Raw genomic sequence first — 14,535 nt, 5'->3', positions numbered from 1 at the left:
AAGCATAATCCGCCAAAGGCAGCCGCGGCATGGACCAGACCCCTCCCAGCAACGCTTACGGGCGCTACTGCGTGCCCCAAGGGCTCGAGACGCGCCCCGCGGTGAAGGCCGTCCGGGCTGGCGGAATTTATGAGCCGCAGACCATGGCCTTCATGCGCGCCCATGCCGGCGGCGGAGACATCGTTCACGCCGGCACGTTCTTCGGCGACGTCCTGCCCGGCGTCGCAGCGGCGATGCTCGACTTCGCTATTCCGCGCGACCGGCAGGTGACCATCTTGCAACTCGACGTCGAGGGTCACGAGAAGCGCGCGCTCAAGGGCGCCTATCACCTCATCCACCGCTGCAGGCCAATCCTGATCCTCGAGAACCGCGGGAACGAGACCTGGATCCAGCGCAGGTTCCGCGGCCTCGGCCACTGGGTCCGCGGCAAGCTGCACGGCAATTTTGTCTACGCCACGGAAGACCTGGACCTCTGAAGATGCCTCCCAAACCCAAGCAACCCCGCGCCTGGCAGCGCATGCTCTCCGGCCGACGCCTCGACCTGCTCGACCCCACGCCGGTGGACATCGAGATCGAGGACATCGCCCACGGCCTCGCCTTCGTCGCCCGCTGGAACGGCCAGACCCGGGGCGACTTCCCCTATTCCGTCGCCGAGCATTCGCTGCTGGTCGAGACGCTGTTCTGCCGTCTGTGCCCCGGTGCCAGTCCCGCCGAGAAACTCTTCGCGCTGCTGCATGACGCGCCCGAATACGTCATCGGCGACATGATCTCACCGGTGAAAGCGGCGGTCGGCCCGGGCTACGGCGAACTCGACAAGCGGCTGGCGGCGGCGATCCATATCCGCTTCGGCCTGCCCGCCACGCCCGGCATCCGTCTCAAGAAGCAGATCAAGAAGGCCGATAACGTCTCGGCCTGGATGGAAGCCACCCAGATCGCCGGCTTCTCCGAAACCGAAGCCTCGCGCTTCTTCAAGCGCCCCGACGCTACCCTTGTCGAAGGGCTCGACATCCACCTGCGTCCGCCGGTCGAGGTGCGCCGCGCCTATACCGCGCGCCACGCCGAGCTGCTGGCGCTGCTGTGAGCCGCGCTGGGATCTCCATCCGCCGTGCGGGCACGCTCGATGCGCGGCCGATGGCCGAGCTGCTCAACGAGATCATCGCGCAGGGCGGCACCACGGCGATGACACAGCCCGTCAGCGGAGAGGACCTGCGCCACTGGATGGGCACGCCGCGCGCCGTCTGGCACGTTGCAGAGGACGAGGCGGACACCGTCGCGCAGATCGCAACTTTCGCGCGGGTCGGCCGCACCGGGCTCGGCATCGGTTCGGCGCTTTTCGAGGCCACCCGCGCCGCCTGCCGCGACGAAGCCTACGCCTGGATCAACGCCGAGATCCGCGCCGACAACGAGGGCGGGTTGATCTACTATCAGAGTCGCGGCTTCGAGGACTACGGCACGATCCGCAACTACCTGCTCGGCGATGGCGGCACCGTCGACAAGGTGCTCAAGCGCTACGACCTCTGAGCCCTGCCGGACAGACGGAAGCCGCGCCCTTGCGAAGCGCGGCCCCTGATTTCTCCTAGGCAGACATACCGCCGCCGGAGGCCGCGCTTGCCCGGGCGCGGCCCCTCACTTCGGAGAGCGCTTCGCGAGGATGCGCTGCAAAGTCCGGCGGTGCATGTTGAGACGCCGCGCGGTTTCCGACACGTTGCGGTCGCAAAGCTCGTAGACCCGCTGGATGTGCTCCCAACGAACACGGTCGGCGCTCATCGGGTTCTCCGGCGGCGGCGGCAGGTCGTCGCCGCGCGACAGCAGGGCATTGGTGATGTCGGTGGCGTCGGCCGGCTTCGACAGGTAGTCGGTGGCGCCGATCTTCACCGCGGCGACGGCGGTGGCGATGGCACCATAGCCGGTCAGCACGACGATGCGGCTGTCTGGGCGCCGCTCGCGCAGCACCTCGACCACGTCGAGCCCGTTGCCATCCTCGAGCCTCAGGTCGACCACGGCATAGGCCGGCGGACGCGCCTTGGCGATGGCAGTGCCGGCCGCGACCGACTCGGCAATCTCGACCTCGAAGCCCCGTTTCTCCATGGCCTTGGCCAGCCGCTTGAGGAAAGGCTCGTCGTCATCGACAAGCAGCAGCGAGCGATCGTCGCCCAGGTCGTCTTGTGTGAGTTCCGCCACGGAGGCCCCCGTCCTATGGACCGGCTTGAAGCGCCGTATGAGAAATTCTCTTATCCCGCCCGCGACATGCGGTCAAATCAAGCCGGACCCATGCGATCGATGAAGCAGGTGGTACGCTCGGCCAGCTGCACCGGCGACACGTCGCGGCGGAAAAACTCGGCGAAGCCAAGTCCCGGCAAGACGAGGTAGGTAAAGGCCGAATGATCCACAGAGTAGAACTCGGGATCCTCGTCGTTCTTTTTGTAATAGGCGCGGTAGGCCTTCGCGGCCTGCGCGACCTGCGCTTCCGAGCCGGTCAGCCCGATCATCTTGTCGTGAATGTTCGCGGCATACTGCCCCATGACCTCGGGCGTGTCCCGCGCCGGATCGACCGAGATCATCATCGGCGTCGCCGAATAGCCGGCCTCGGCCAGCAGGTCGACCGCATCGGCGTTGCGGATATTGTCGAGCGGGCAGATGTCCGGGCAGAAGGTGTAGCCGAAATAAAGCAGCGTCGGCTCGGTGATCACATCGGCGTCGGTCACCGTCTCTCCCGAGGGGAGCACCAGCTCGAAGGGTCCGCCGATCGCCCCGGCCCCGCCTGCCACCACGCCTTCGCGGCAGTCGGCAAATGGATCGTCTCCCCGGCCCCATTGGGTTGCCACCCAGATCCCGGCGGAAAGGGCGACGAGGCCGCCGGCGGCGACAATGGCGACAAGCGTGGCGGGTTTCATGGCGGGTTCCTTCCGGGGATCGATCGGGCCGGCGCCGGGGCGAGGCGCATTGCAAATCCCCGACCCAAGCATGACACTCCCAGACCTAACGATTGCCCCCCGGGGCGCAAGCCAAGAAACCATGCGAAAGAAGACACCGGCATGAGCCCGACGGACCTGGTCCTGCCCTGGCAGGAAGAACGCAGCACCTTCATCCGGCTGCGCACGATGATCCTGCTGCGCTGGGTGGCCATCGTCGGCCAGATCGCGGCGCTTGTGGTGGCCCAATCGGTCTACGATCTGCAGCTGCCGCTCGGCCTGTGCTATCTCGCCGTCGGCATTTCGGTGATCGGCAACCTCGTCGCCAGCCTGATCTTCCCCGAGACCAAGCGCCTGTCGGAAGCCGAGAACTTCCTCATGGTGATGTTCGACCTCTTGCAGCTGTGCTTCCTGCTCTATCTCACCGGCGGGCTGCACAATCCCTTCTCTGTCATGGTGCTGGGGCCGGTGACCGTTTCGGCGGTGATGCTCTCGCTGCGCTCGACCATCGTGCTCAACGTCACTGCCTTCCTGCTGATCTCGGGCATGGTCTTTGCGCATGTGCCGCTGCACACGGTCGACGGGCAGGTGCTGCAGATCCCCGATCTCTTCGTCTTCGGTCAATGGGCGGCCATCGCCATCGCTCTGGTCTTCCTGTCGGTCTATGCCCGCCGGGTCACCACCGAGATGAACGCCATGTCAGATGCGCTCAACGCCACCCAGATGGCGCTGTCGCGGCAGCAGAAACTCAACGACCTGGGCGGCGTGGTGGCTGCGGCGGCGCATGAGCTGGGCACGCCTCTGGCAACCATCAAGCTGACCTCGGCCGAGCTCATCGAAGAGCTTGACGACCGCCCCGAGCTGCAGGAGGACGCACGGCTGATCCGGGCGCAGGCCGACCGCTGCCGCGACATCCTTCGCTCCATGGGCCGGGCGGGGAAGGACGATCTGCACCTGCGCACTGCTCCGCTCACCGAGGTGATCCGCGAAGCAGCCGAGCCGCACGAGAACCGCGGCAAGCACGTCAGCCTCGAGACGATCGGCGACACCGATCTGCCCATGCCGCAGGTCCTGCGTCACCCAGAGGTGATCCACGGGCTGCGCAATCTCGTGCAGAATGCCGTCGATTTCGCCCGCAGCCGGGTCTGGATCGAGACCGGCTGGGATGCGCAAAGCGTCACCGTGCGGATCATCGACGACGGGCCGGGCTTCCCGCCGCATCTCATAGGCCGGATCGGCGATCCGATGATCCGCCGCCGCAAGACCGAGGCCGAACGCCGCGCCCGGCCCGAATACGAGGGCATGGGGCTGGGCCTTTTCATCGCAAAGACCCTGCTGGAGCGCTCCGGCGCCGAGTTGAGCTTCGCCAATGGCTCGGATCCGACCGCACCCGAGCCTCCGGGCACACGCCGGGGCGCGGTGGTCGAACTGGTCTGGCCGCGCGTGGCCATCGTCGCGCCCGAGACCGCGCCCGGCACCCCGCTCGGCGAGAATCCCGCCTTCGGCGCCTGACCTCACCCCTCTGCGCACCGCTCTTGATCGCTCGCTCAAAATTAACCGTCTATTAACCAGTAAGACCGTAATCTGGCCAAACGTCCAACGGAACGGAGGCCGGATTGGAGCTCACAATCGCGCTCGCCATCGGAGTCGGCGCTGGGATCGCGGCGTTTCTGGGAACCTACGGCTTGCGCGCGTCCCACGCATCGCCCGCCTCGGGGCGCGCGGACGAAAGCCCGAGTTGCCGCGACGAAGAAACCGAAATCCTGATGATCGGCCAAAGGGTCGCCGACATTACCCGGGCAGCGCGAAACTTTCTCGAAACCGAGCCCGGCGACACGCCGGACTGGCCGTCGCTGCGGCCGCGGCTCGAGGTCTATTTCGGCCCGCTGCCCGAAACCCTGCCCGCCGAGCCAGCAAGCTTTTCCGCCGTCGGGGCATCCGGCGCCCGGCTGCTGGTCCGTCCAGAGGGCCCCGCGCTTCGGCTCTTGATCGAGGCCGAGCCCATGGCCGCGGGTGCGCGGCTCAAGCTGCAGTCCGAGTTGAACGAGCTGCCCCGCCTGCGCCGCGCCCTGGCCCTGGTGCCCTGCCCGATCTGGCAAACCGACGAGACGCAAAACGTGGTCTGGAGCAATGCCGCCTACGAAGACGCTTGCGCGCAGGTCGACGCCTCGCCCACTGGCCCCGCACCCTTCGATTTGGTCGCCCCCGACGGCAGCGACACGCGCCGCAGCCGGACCGCTCTTGGCGCGCGCGGGGAGGACAGCCGCTACTGGTACGAGGTGCAGTCCCATCGCAACCGTGATGGCTGGATGCATTTCGCCACGAATATCGACGCCATCATCCGGGCCGAGATAAACCAGCGCAGTTTCCTGCAGACCCTGACCCGTATCTTCGCGCATTTGCCAATCGGCCTCGCGGTCTTCGACCGCGATCACCGCCTGGTGCTGTTCAATCCCGCGTTGATCGACCTCACCGGCTTGCAGGCCGAATTCCTCAGCACCCGCCCAAACGTCATGAGCGTCTTCGACACGCTACGCGAGGGGCGCATGATGCCCGAGCCAAAAAACTACAAGGGTTGGCGCGAACACCTGACGGGGCTCATCGCCGCGGCCTCCTCCGATCTCTACATCGAGACGTGGGAACTGCCCGCGGGCCTGACCTACCGGATCACGGGGCGGCCGCATCCAGATGCCGGGATCGCCTTTCTGTTCGAGGACATCAGCTCCGAAATCACCCTCACCCGGCGCTTCCGGCAGGAGCTGGATCAGGCCCATTCGGTGCTCGACAGCATCGAGGAGGCGGTGGCGGTCTTTTCACCCCAGGGGGTTCTCAGCTTCTGCAACGAAGCTTATCGCGGGCTCTGGGGCGATGATCCCGACACCTGCGTGGCCGATCTGTCGGTGACCGAGGCCACCGCCTCCTGGCAGGACGCCTGCGCCCCCAGCCCGATCTGGGGTGACATCCGCGACTTCGTGCTGAGCCTTGGCGACCGCGCCGCCTGGGAGGCGCCACTTCTCTTGCGGGACGGCCGGCCGCTCATGTGCAAGGTCAGCCCGATGACCGGCGGCGCGACGCTCCTGCGCTTCAGTCACGATCCCCGGATGGCGAACGTCCCCGGCTGACACCCTGATGCCGCTTGCGCGTGCGGGCGGGGATTGTATCTTCGCGCCATGACGACGCGCGCCCTGTCCCTGCCCTCTCCAGACGCCACCGGTGCGCTGGCCGCCACGCTCGCCCCGCGCCTGCGCCCCGGCGACGTGCTGCTGCTGACCGGCGGCATCGGGGCGGGCAAGACCCATTTCGCCCGCTGCCTGATCCAGTCGCTGATGGACGAGCCCGAGGACGTGCCTTCGCCCACCTTCACGCTGGTGCAGGTCTACGACGTGCCCACGGGCGAGCTCTGGCACAGCGACCTCTACCGCCTCTCGGACCCTGACCAGGTGGTCGAACTGGGGCTGACCGAGGCCTTCGACGAGGCGATCTGCCTGGTGGAATGGCCCGACCGGCTGCAGGACCTGACGCCCGCCGCCGCGCTGAGCCTCAGCTTCGAGGTCACCGGCGACGAGACCCGGCAGGTCACGCTCGAGTGGCAGGACGCGCGCTGGGACAGCCGCCTGGAGGGGCTCTGGTGAAAGATTTTCTGCTCAATGCGGGCTGGGGCGATGCCGAGGCGCATCCGCTCGCCGGCGACGCCTCGTCGCGCCGCTATACCCGGCTGACCCGCGGCGCCGAGAGCGCCATCCTCATGGACGACCCCGAGGGCGACGTGGCGCTCTTTGCCCGGCTCGCACGGCATCTGCTGTCGATCAATCTCAGCGCCCCGCGGGTGCTGGCGGAAGCGCCGGGGAAACTGCTTCTGGAAGACCTCGGCGACGGGCTCGTCGCGCGGCTCTGCACCGATGCCGAGACCGAAAAGCGGCTCTATCTCGTGGCAACCGACGCGCTCATCGCCCTGCACCGCCACGCCCCGCCCGAGGGTCTGCCGGTGGCCGACGCGGCGCACCTGTCGCGGATCACCGGCCTCGTCTTCGACGCCTATTGCCCCGGCAGCGGCGCGCGCCACGACCCCGAGGCGCGAGACAGGGTCATCGCGGCGCTGCACGATCTGATCGCCGAGCACGCCCCCGAGACCGACGTGATGATCCTGCGCGACTATCACGCCGAGAACATCCTCTGGCTGCCCGAACGCGAGGGCGCCGCGCGCGCCGGTCTGCTCGACTTCCAGGATGCCCTCAAAGGCCCGCGCGCCTATGACTTGATCTCGTTGATCCGCGACGCCCGGCGGGATGTCTCCAAGGCGACTGCCGAGGCCTGCATCAGGCACTATCTCGCGGAAACCGGCGCCGAGGAGGCGCGTTTCCGCACCGCGCTCGCCGTGCTCGGCGTGCAGCGCAGCCTGCGCATTCTCGGCATCTTCGCCTCGCTCGCCAAGACCCGCGGCAAGCCGCAGTACATCGACCTGATTCCGCGCGTCTGGAACAACCTGCAGACCGACCTCGCCCATCCGGCTTTGACCGAGTTGCGCGCCCTGCTCGAGCCGACCCTGCCCGCGCCCACGCCGCAGACCCTTGAAAGGCTGAAATCCTGATGCCCCACGCCGTGATGCTCTTTGCCGCGGGTTTCGGCACGCGCATGGGCGCGCTTACCGCCGACCGCCCCAAGCCGCTGATCGAGGTCGCCGGAAAGCCGCTGCTCGACCATGCGCTGGAGCTGACGGCGGGCCTGCCCACGCGCGTCGTGAATGCCCATTACCGCGCCGAGCAGGTCGCCGCGCATCTCGACCGCAGCGGGGTCGTGGTCTCGGTCGAGCAGCCGCAGATCCTCGACACCGGCGGCGGGCTGCGCCACGCGCTGCCGCTGCTGGGGCCCGAGCCGGTCTACACGCTCAACACCGATGCCGTCTGGGCCGGGCCGAACCCGCTGCACCTGCTCGCCGAGGCCTGGGACCCCGCCCGTATGGACGCGCTGCTGCTCTGCGTGCCGCTGACCAATGCCGTGGGCCGCAAGGGCGCCGGAGACTTTACCCTCGAAGACGATGGTCAGCTGCGCTGGAAGGGCGATCAGGTCTACACCGGCGCACAGATCCTCAAGACCGAGCTTCTGGCCGAGATCCCCGACGACGCCTTCTCGCTGCGGCTGCTGTGGCAGCGGATGGGCGATCAGGGCCGCCTCTATGGGACCAGCTACCCCGGCCACTGGGCCGATGTCGGCCACCCCGAGGGGATCCCCCTCGCCGAAGAGATGCTGGCGCGCCATGTTTGAGCCCTCCGGCACGCCCCGCGTCTTTGGCCTCGCCCCCGGCGTCGACTTCCCCGCCGCGCTGGTCGCGGGTCTGCGCGCGCGCATGGCGGGCCGCCCGCCCGAGGAAATGGCCAGGGTCGAGCTGATCCTCAACACAAGCCGCATGGCGCGGCGGGTGAAGGCGATCTTCGATACCGGCCCCGCAACCCTGCTGCCGCGCATCCGGCTGCTGACCGACATGGCCGACCCCGCCGCGCTGCGCGACCTGCCCGCGCCGGTGCCGCCGCTGCGCCGCAGGCTCGAACTCACCGGATTGGTGTCGAAACTGCTCGACGCCCAGCCCGACCTCGCCCCCCGCGCCGCGCTCTTCGACCTTGCCGACAACCTCGCCACGCTGATGGACGAAATGCAGGACGAAGGCGTGTCGCCGGATCAGATCGCCGCGCTCGACGTCAGCGACGAGTCGGGCCACTGGCAGCGCGCGCTCAGCTTCCTCGGCATCGTGCAGCGCTACTTCGAGCAGGGCGAGGAAGCGCCGGACCGCACCGCCTTCCAGCGCTATGCGCTGGACGAGAAGCTGAAGAACTGGGAGGCCGCGCCGCCGACCCATCCGATCATCGTCGCCGGCTCCACCGGCTCGCGCGGCGGCGCCTACAAGCTGATGTGCGCGGTCTCGCGCCTGCCGCAGGGCGCGGTGGTGCTGCCCGGCTTCGACTTCGACACGCCCGGCCCGGTCTGGGGCGGCCTGAGCGACGCGCTCTCGGCCGAGGACCATCCGCAGTTCCGCTTCGCCAAGCTGCTGCTCGACCTCGCGCTCGACCCGATGCACGTGCCGCATTGGCACGAGCAGACACCGCCCAGCGCCGCGCGCAACCGGCTGGTCTCGCTCGCCCTGCGTCCGGCGCCGGTCACCGACCAGTGGCGCTCCGAAGGCGTGCATCTGCCCGATCTGACCGAAGCGACGGAAAAGCTGACGCTGGTCGAGGCCACCTCCAAGCGCGAAGAGGCGATGGCCATCGCCCTGCGCCTGCGGCAGGCGGCGCAGGACGGCACCACCGCGGCGCTGATCACCCCCGACCGGATGCTGACCCGGCAGGTAACCGCGGCGCTGGACCGCTGGGACATCGTGCCCGATGACAGCGCCGGCATCCCGCTGCAGCTGACCCCGCCGGGGCGCTTCCTGCGGCAGGTGGCGGGGCTGTTCCAGCGCGATCTGACCGCCGAGAGCCTGCTGTCGCTGCTGAAACACCCGCTGACCCACAGCGGCTCGGAGCGCAACAACCACCTGCGCGCCACCCGCGAGCTGGAACTGCACATCCGCAAGAAGAGCTGGCCTTTCCCGCAAGCCGAGCTGATCGAGGCGTGGGGCGAGGCCGCCGGTTTCCCCGACTGGGCGACCTGGGTCGCCGAGACGTTCTGCCAGCCACCGCTTTACGGCACGCGCGCGTTGAGCGACTGGCTGATGATTCACGTGGAACGGGCTAAGGCCATCGCCGCCGGTCCCGAGATGGGCGAGTCGGAGCTCTGGAAGGAAGGCGCGGGGCGCAAGGCACGGCAGGTGGTGACCGAGCTCGAGGGCGAGGCCAGCCACGGCACCGACCTCGACGCGCGCGATTACGCCGACCTCTTCGGCGCGATCCTTGCCAAGGGCGAGGTGCGCGACCGTGACGCGCCGCACCCGCATATCCTGATCTGGGGCACACTCGAGGCCCGCGTCATGGGCGCCGAGCTGCTGATCCTCGGTGGGCTGAACGAGGGCAGCTGGCCGGAGATCCCCGGTGCAGACCCTTGGCTGAACCGCCGGATGCGCCACAAGGCGGGACTGCGCCTGCCCGAGCGCAACATCGGCCTTGCCGCACATGACTTCCAGCAGGCGGTCGCCGCCGAAGAGGTCTGGCTCACCCGCGCGCTGAAGTCCGACGACGCCGAGACGGTCCCCGCCCGCTGGGTGAACCGGCTGATGAACCTGATGAACGGCCTGCCCGCGAAGCAGGGGCCCGAGGCGCTGAAGGCGATGCAGGCGCGCGGCCGTCACTGGCTGGCGCTGGCGCGGCAGGTTGAGGCCCCGATAAAGGCGCCCTCTGCCGCCCGCCCCTCGCCGGTGCCGCCCGTCGCGGCGCGGCCGAGGCAGCTCTCGGTCACCGAGATCAAGACGCTGATCCGCGACCCCTACGCCATCTACGCCAAGCGCGTGCTGCGGCTGCGCCCGCTCAACCCGCTGCAACGCGCCCCGGATGCGCTGCTGCGCGGCATCCTCATCCACCGTGTGTTCGAGGAATATGTGCGCGAAACCGTCTCTGATCCGGGGCTTTTGACCCCCGAGGCCCTGCGCGCCAAGGCGGCCGAGGTGATCGGCGATCCCGAGGTGCTGCCCTTCCCGGTGACCCGCCACGTCTGGCAATCGCGCATCGCCCGCATCGCCGACTGGTTCACCCGGACCGAGGCTGAACGCCAAAATCTGGCCCGCCCCGTGCATTTCGAAACGAGCGGCTCCAGCGACATTGCCGCGCTCGGCTTTACCCTCAAGGGCACCGCCGACCGGATCGACATCGACGAGAAGGGCAATGCGCACCTCTACGACTACAAGACCGGCGCTGCCCCCACTGCCAAGCAGCAAAAGAACTTCGACAAGCAGCTGCTGCTCGAGGCGGCGATGGTCGAACGCGGTGCCTTTCCGAACCTGCACCCGCGCCATGCCGCGCGCGCCGTCTTCGTCTCGGTCTCTACAAACCCTGCTGAGGTCGAGGCCCCGCTCGACGAGGTGCCGCCTGCCAAGGTCTGGAGCCAGTTCGAGACCCTGATGACCCGCTGGTTCGAGCCTGATCGCGGCTATACCGCCCGCGCCGCCATGCTCAGCGAGACCGATTTTTCCGACTACGATCATCTCTCGCGCTTCGGCGAATGGGATGTGATCGACGCCGCCGAACGGGAGATGCTGGAATGAGCCGCAACGAGGCCAGCGAAAAGCAGGTCGAAGCCGCGCGCCCGGATGCCTCCACATGGCTCGCCGCCAACGCCGGTTCGGGCAAGACCCGCGTGCTGACCGACCGGGTGGCGCGGCTGCTGCTCGACGAGGTGCTGCCCGAGCATATCCTGTGCCTGACCTACACCAAGGCCGCCGCCACCGAGATGCAGAACCGGCTGTTCAAGCGACTCGGCGCCTGGTCGATGCTCGACGACGACCAGCTCATCGCCGAACTGCGGCAGCTCGGCCTTGACGGCGCGCTGCCGCCCGAGCGGCTGCGGCAGGCCCGCACGCTCTTTGCCCGCGCCATCGAGACCCCCGGCGGCCTGCGCATCCAGACCATCCACTCGTTTTGTGCGAGCCTGTTGCGGCGCTTTCCGCTCGAAGCCGGGGTGTCGCCACAGTTCACCGAGATGGAGGACCGCTCCGCCGAAATGCTGCGCGCCGAGGTGCTCGAACGCATGGCCGAGGGGCGCGACGCCTGGCTGGTCGAGGCCATGGCCCCCTTCCTCGGCGAGCAGCCCGAGGCGCTTTTGGCGGAACTTTGCGGGCGCAAGGCGGCCTTCCTGCCGCCGCGCAGCCCCGAGGACATCCGCGCGCTCTATGGCTTGCCCGGCGACATGGACGAGCACGCGGTTCTGGCCGAGGTCTTCCTCGGCAGCGAGAGCGATCTTATCACCCGGGTGATCCCGGTGCTGCAGGCCGGCAAGAGCACAGACCAAGGCGCCGCAAAGAAGCTCGCGCGCTTCACCGGGCCGGACATGGCCGGGATGCTGGCGCTGGAGGACGCGCTGCTCACCCAGAAGGGCACGATCAGCAGCCGCGTGCCGACCAAGGACAGCAAGCAGGCGCTCGGCCCCGATGCGCCCCGCCTCGAGCAACTGGCGCAGCGGGTGGAATCGGCCCGCGAGAGCCGCCTCGCCGTCGAGGCGGTGAAGCGCGAGATCACCCTGCACCGCTTCGCGCAGGTTTTCCTGCCCGCCTACGAGGCCGAGAAGATGCGCCGCGGCTGGCTCGATTTCGACGATCTGGTGGTGCGCGCCCGCGATCTTCTGGCCGACGACCGTGTCGCCGACTGGGTGCTCTACCGGCTCGACGGCGGCATCGATCATATCCTTGTCGACGAGGCGCAGGACACCAGCCCGGTGCAGTGGCAGGTGATCGAACGGCTTGCGCGCGAGTTCACCTCGGGCGAAGGCGCGCGCGGCGATGTGCGGCGGACGATCTTCGTGGTCGGCGACAAGAAGCAGTCGATCTATTCCTTCCAAGGCGCCGACCCGCGCGAGTTCGACCGCATGTGCGACGACTTCGCCGAGCGCCTGCAGGCCACCGACGCGCCGCTCAGCCGCATGATGCTGGAATATTCCTTCCGCTCCGCCGGGCCGGTGCTGCAGCTGGTGGATGCCACCTTCGAGGGACGCGAGGAGTCGGGCTTTTCCCCGGAACAGAGACACAAGGCGTTCAAATCCGAGATGCCGGGCAGGGTCGATCTCTGGCCGCACATCGAGCCTGCCAAGGAGGAAGAGGAAGACGCCGAGTGGTACGAGCCCGTCGACCGTATCGGCGCGCAGCACCACACCGTGCGGCTGGCCAATCGCATCGCCGGCTTCATTGCCGAGACCATCGGGAAACCACTGCCCGTCGAGATCGGCTTTAGCGGCCAGTACAAGGCCCGCCCCGCCCATGCCGGCGACTTCCTGATCCTCGTGCGGCGGCGCGGCACGCTTTTCACCGAGATCATCCGCGCCATCAAGACCCGCGGCCTGCCCATCGCCGGGGCGGACCGGCTGAAGGTCATGTCGGAGCTGGCGGTGAAGGACATCGGCGCGCTTCTGGCCTTCCTTGCGACGCCCGAAGATGACCTGTCACTCGCCACCGCGCTGCGCTCGCCGCTCTTCGGGCTGACGGAAAAGGCGCTCTTCGATCTGGCACACCACCGCAAGCCCGGCAGCTATCTCTGGGTCGCCCTGCGCGAGCGGCGCGAGGAGTTTCCCGCCGTGCTGCAGGTGATGGACGACCTGCTGAACCGCACCGACTTCCTGCGCCCCTACGACCTGATCGAGCGCATTCTGACCCGTCACCGCGGCCGCCAGAAGCTGCTCGGGCGCTTGGGCGAAGAGGCCGAGGACGGGATCAACGCGCTGCTGCAGCAGGCGCTGGCCTACGAGCAGAGCACCGTGCCCTCGCTCACCGGCTTTCTCGAGTGGATGCAGTCCGACGATCTGGAAATCAAGCGCGCCCCAGACAGCGCCGGGGCCCGCATCCGGGTGATGACGGTGCATGGCTCCAAGGGTCTGGAAGCGCCGATCGTCATCCTGCCCGACTGCGCCCAGCCCACCAAGACCATCCGCGAGCGCCTGCTGCCCGCCGGTGAGGGCGAGACCGCGGGCATGGTCTGGCAATCGAGCGCCGCGGCGCAGCCACAGGTGCAGTCCGAGGCACTGGAGCGCGCCAAGGCCGCCGCCGAGCGCGAGCGCGACCGGCTGCTCTACGTCGCCCTGACCCGCGCCGAGAAATGGCTGGTGGTCGCCGCCGCGGGCAATCTCGGCAAGGACGGCAGCGCCTGGTTCGACCAGGTGCAGAGAGGCATGGAACGCGCCGGGGCCGACAAGGTCGGTTACGATTTCGGCCGCTGGGGCTCGGGCGAGGGTCTGCGGCTTGGTCAGGCCGACTGGTCTCACCTGCCCTTTGAGCAGGTCAGCGTACAGACGCCGGTGCAGCCCGAGCTGGAGCCGCACCTGCTAACCCCCGCGCCCCTGCCTGCCCCGCTGCCCGAGAGCCGCTCGCCCTCGGATCTCGGCGGCGCCAAGGCGCTTTCGGGGATCGACGGGCTCGACGAGGACGAAGCCAAACTGCGCGGCACGGTGCTGCACCTGCTGCTGGAGCATCTCGCGCCGCTCCCAGCCGCCGCGCGCGCCGAGGCGGTCCCGCATGTGCTGACCCTCGCCGAGGATCTGCCCGCGGAAACCGAGACCATCGTCACCGAGGCGCTTTCGGTGCTCGGCGCCCCGGCTCTGGCGCCGGTCTTTGCCGGGAACGCCCTCGCCGAAGTGCCGATTTCCGCCGAGATAGAGCCTGTCGGGCGCATCCACGGGGTCATCGACCGGCTGCTGGTCACGCCCGACAAGATCATTGCACTCGACTTCAAATCCAACCGAACCGTGCCCCGCTTCGCCGCCGAGGTGCCCGAGGGTCTGCTGCGGCAGATGGGGGCCTATGCCGCCGCCCTGACGCAGGTTTTCCCGGGGCGCATCATCGAAACCGGCCTCGTCTGGACCGCCACGCAGGAACTGATGGTCCTGCCACACGATCTGGTGTCTGCGGCTCTTTCAAGAACTACCCCAACTTGACGACTCCCCAGCCGGTGCCTACCTTCGCCAACCGAACACCGGGTGCGCCGCTGCCGCGCGCCCTGCT

Annotated in this window: 12 protein-coding genes; 10 read left to right on the top strand and 2 right to left on the bottom strand. The window is 68.4% G+C overall.

Annotation, left to right across the window (positions count from 1 at the left end; translation table 11 throughout):
• Positions 1-29: 29 nt before the first annotated feature.
• Genes G0Q01_RS07515 through G0Q01_RS07505 form a run of 3 tightly spaced genes read left to right on the top strand, consistent with a single transcriptional unit; the run spans position 30 to position 1,521 of the window.
• The gene (locus G0Q01_RS07515; protein ID WP_164213182.1) at positions 30-476 is read left to right on the top strand and encodes an FkbM family methyltransferase; all 447 of its coding nucleotides are present in this window, start codon (positions 30-32) and stop codon (positions 474-476) included.
• Between the two features lie 2 nt (positions 477-478).
• On the top strand, positions 479-1,081 hold the full coding sequence (locus tag G0Q01_RS07510; protein ID WP_164192742.1) for an HD family hydrolase: 603 nt from the start codon (positions 479-481) through the stop codon (positions 1,079-1,081).
• Positions 1,082-1,131: 50 nt separating this feature from the next.
• Entirely contained in the window at positions 1,132-1,521 is a 390-nt protein-coding gene (locus G0Q01_RS07505; protein ID WP_164213282.1) for a GNAT family N-acetyltransferase, read from the top strand.
• 105 nt (positions 1,522-1,626) lie between these two features.
• Here the strand turns inward: G0Q01_RS07505 and G0Q01_RS07500 are convergent, their stop codons facing one another.
• Positions 1,627-2,181, bottom strand: coding sequence for an ActR/PrrA/RegA family redox response regulator transcription factor (locus tag G0Q01_RS07500; protein ID WP_108964175.1), 555 nt, complete (start codon positions 2,179-2,181; stop codon positions 1,627-1,629).
• 77 nt (positions 2,182-2,258) lie between these two features.
• Positions 2,259-2,894, bottom strand: coding sequence for an SCO family protein (locus G0Q01_RS07495; RefSeq protein ID WP_164213181.1), 636 nt, complete (start codon positions 2,892-2,894; stop codon positions 2,259-2,261).
• A 141-nt stretch (positions 2,895-3,035) separates the two neighbouring features.
• On the opposite strand from G0Q01_RS07495, the gene regB reads away from it, so the two are divergent.
• From regB to addA, 7 genes are all read left to right on the top strand, one after another.
• Positions 3,036-4,424, top strand: coding sequence for a sensor histidine kinase RegB (gene regB / locus G0Q01_RS07490; RefSeq protein WP_164192751.1), 1,389 nt, complete (start codon positions 3,036-3,038; stop codon positions 4,422-4,424).
• Between the two features lie 104 nt (positions 4,425-4,528).
• Positions 4,529-6,034, top strand: a complete 1,506-nt coding sequence (locus G0Q01_RS07485) for a PAS-domain containing protein (protein WP_164213180.1) — start codon at positions 4,529-4,531, stop codon at positions 6,032-6,034.
• Positions 6,035-6,082: 48 nt separating this feature from the next.
• Positions 6,083-6,544 (top strand): tRNA (adenosine(37)-N6)-threonylcarbamoyltransferase complex ATPase subunit type 1 TsaE, encoded by a 462-nt coding sequence (tsaE, locus tag G0Q01_RS07480; protein WP_164213179.1) that lies wholly within the window; start codon positions 6,083-6,085, stop codon positions 6,542-6,544.
• Complete coding sequence (locus tag G0Q01_RS07475) at positions 6,541-7,500, top strand: aminoglycoside phosphotransferase family protein (protein WP_370526687.1); 960 nt, start codon at positions 6,541-6,543, stop codon at positions 7,498-7,500. Before tsaE ends, G0Q01_RS07475 begins: the two co-directional genes overlap by 4 nt.
• Positions 7,500-8,174 (top strand): nucleotidyltransferase family protein, encoded by a 675-nt coding sequence (locus G0Q01_RS07470; protein WP_164213178.1) that lies wholly within the window; start codon positions 7,500-7,502, stop codon positions 8,172-8,174. Before G0Q01_RS07475 ends, G0Q01_RS07470 begins: the two co-directional genes overlap by 1 nt.
• Complete coding sequence (gene addB, locus G0Q01_RS07465; RefSeq protein ID WP_164213177.1) at positions 8,167-11,097, top strand: double-strand break repair protein AddB; 2,931 nt, start codon at positions 8,167-8,169, stop codon at positions 11,095-11,097. Before G0Q01_RS07470 ends, addB begins: the two co-directional genes overlap by 8 nt.
• Entirely contained in the window at positions 11,094-14,468 is a 3,375-nt protein-coding gene (gene addA, locus G0Q01_RS07460; protein ID WP_164213176.1) for a double-strand break repair helicase AddA, read from the top strand. The genes addB and addA overlap by 4 nt, the downstream gene beginning before the upstream one ends.
• The last annotated feature ends 67 nt before the right edge of the window (positions 14,469-14,535 follow it).

Origin of the sequence: Salipiger sp. PrR007 (assembly GCF_010499845.1) — a bacterium.
Classification (GTDB): Bacteria; Pseudomonadota; Alphaproteobacteria; order Rhodobacterales; family Rhodobacteraceae; genus Salipiger; species Salipiger pacificus_A.
This window is presented reverse-complemented; position numbering and strand designations above follow the sequence as displayed.

What these genes read in the sequence shown, in the direction of transcription:
- G0Q01_RS07515 (WP_164213182.1), top strand. Translation starts at nt 30, where the DNA reads ATGGACCAGACCCCTCCCAGCAACGCTTACGGGCGCTACTGCGTGCCC.
- G0Q01_RS07510 (WP_164192742.1), top strand. Translation starts at nt 479, where the DNA reads ATGCCTCCCAAACCCAAGCAACCCCGCGCCTGGCAGCGCATGCTCTCC.
- G0Q01_RS07505 (WP_164213282.1), top strand. Translation starts at nt 1,132, where the DNA reads ATGGCCGAGCTGCTCAACGAGATCATCGCGCAGGGCGGCACCACGGCG.
- G0Q01_RS07495 (WP_164213181.1), bottom strand. Translation starts at nt 2,894, where the DNA reads ATGAAACCCGCCACGCTTGTCGCCATTGTCGCCGCCGGCGGCCTCGTC.
- regB (WP_164192751.1), top strand. Translation starts at nt 3,036, where the DNA reads ATGAGCCCGACGGACCTGGTCCTGCCCTGGCAGGAAGAACGCAGCACC.
- tsaE (WP_164213179.1), top strand. Translation starts at nt 6,083, where the DNA reads ATGACGACGCGCGCCCTGTCCCTGCCCTCTCCAGACGCCACCGGTGCG.
- G0Q01_RS07470 (WP_164213178.1), top strand. Translation starts at nt 7,500, where the DNA reads ATGCCCCACGCCGTGATGCTCTTTGCCGCGGGTTTCGGCACGCGCATG.
- addB (WP_164213177.1), top strand. Translation starts at nt 8,167, where the DNA reads ATGTTTGAGCCCTCCGGCACGCCCCGCGTCTTTGGCCTCGCCCCCGGC.
- addA (WP_164213176.1), top strand. Translation starts at nt 11,094, where the DNA reads ATGAGCCGCAACGAGGCCAGCGAAAAGCAGGTCGAAGCCGCGCGCCCG.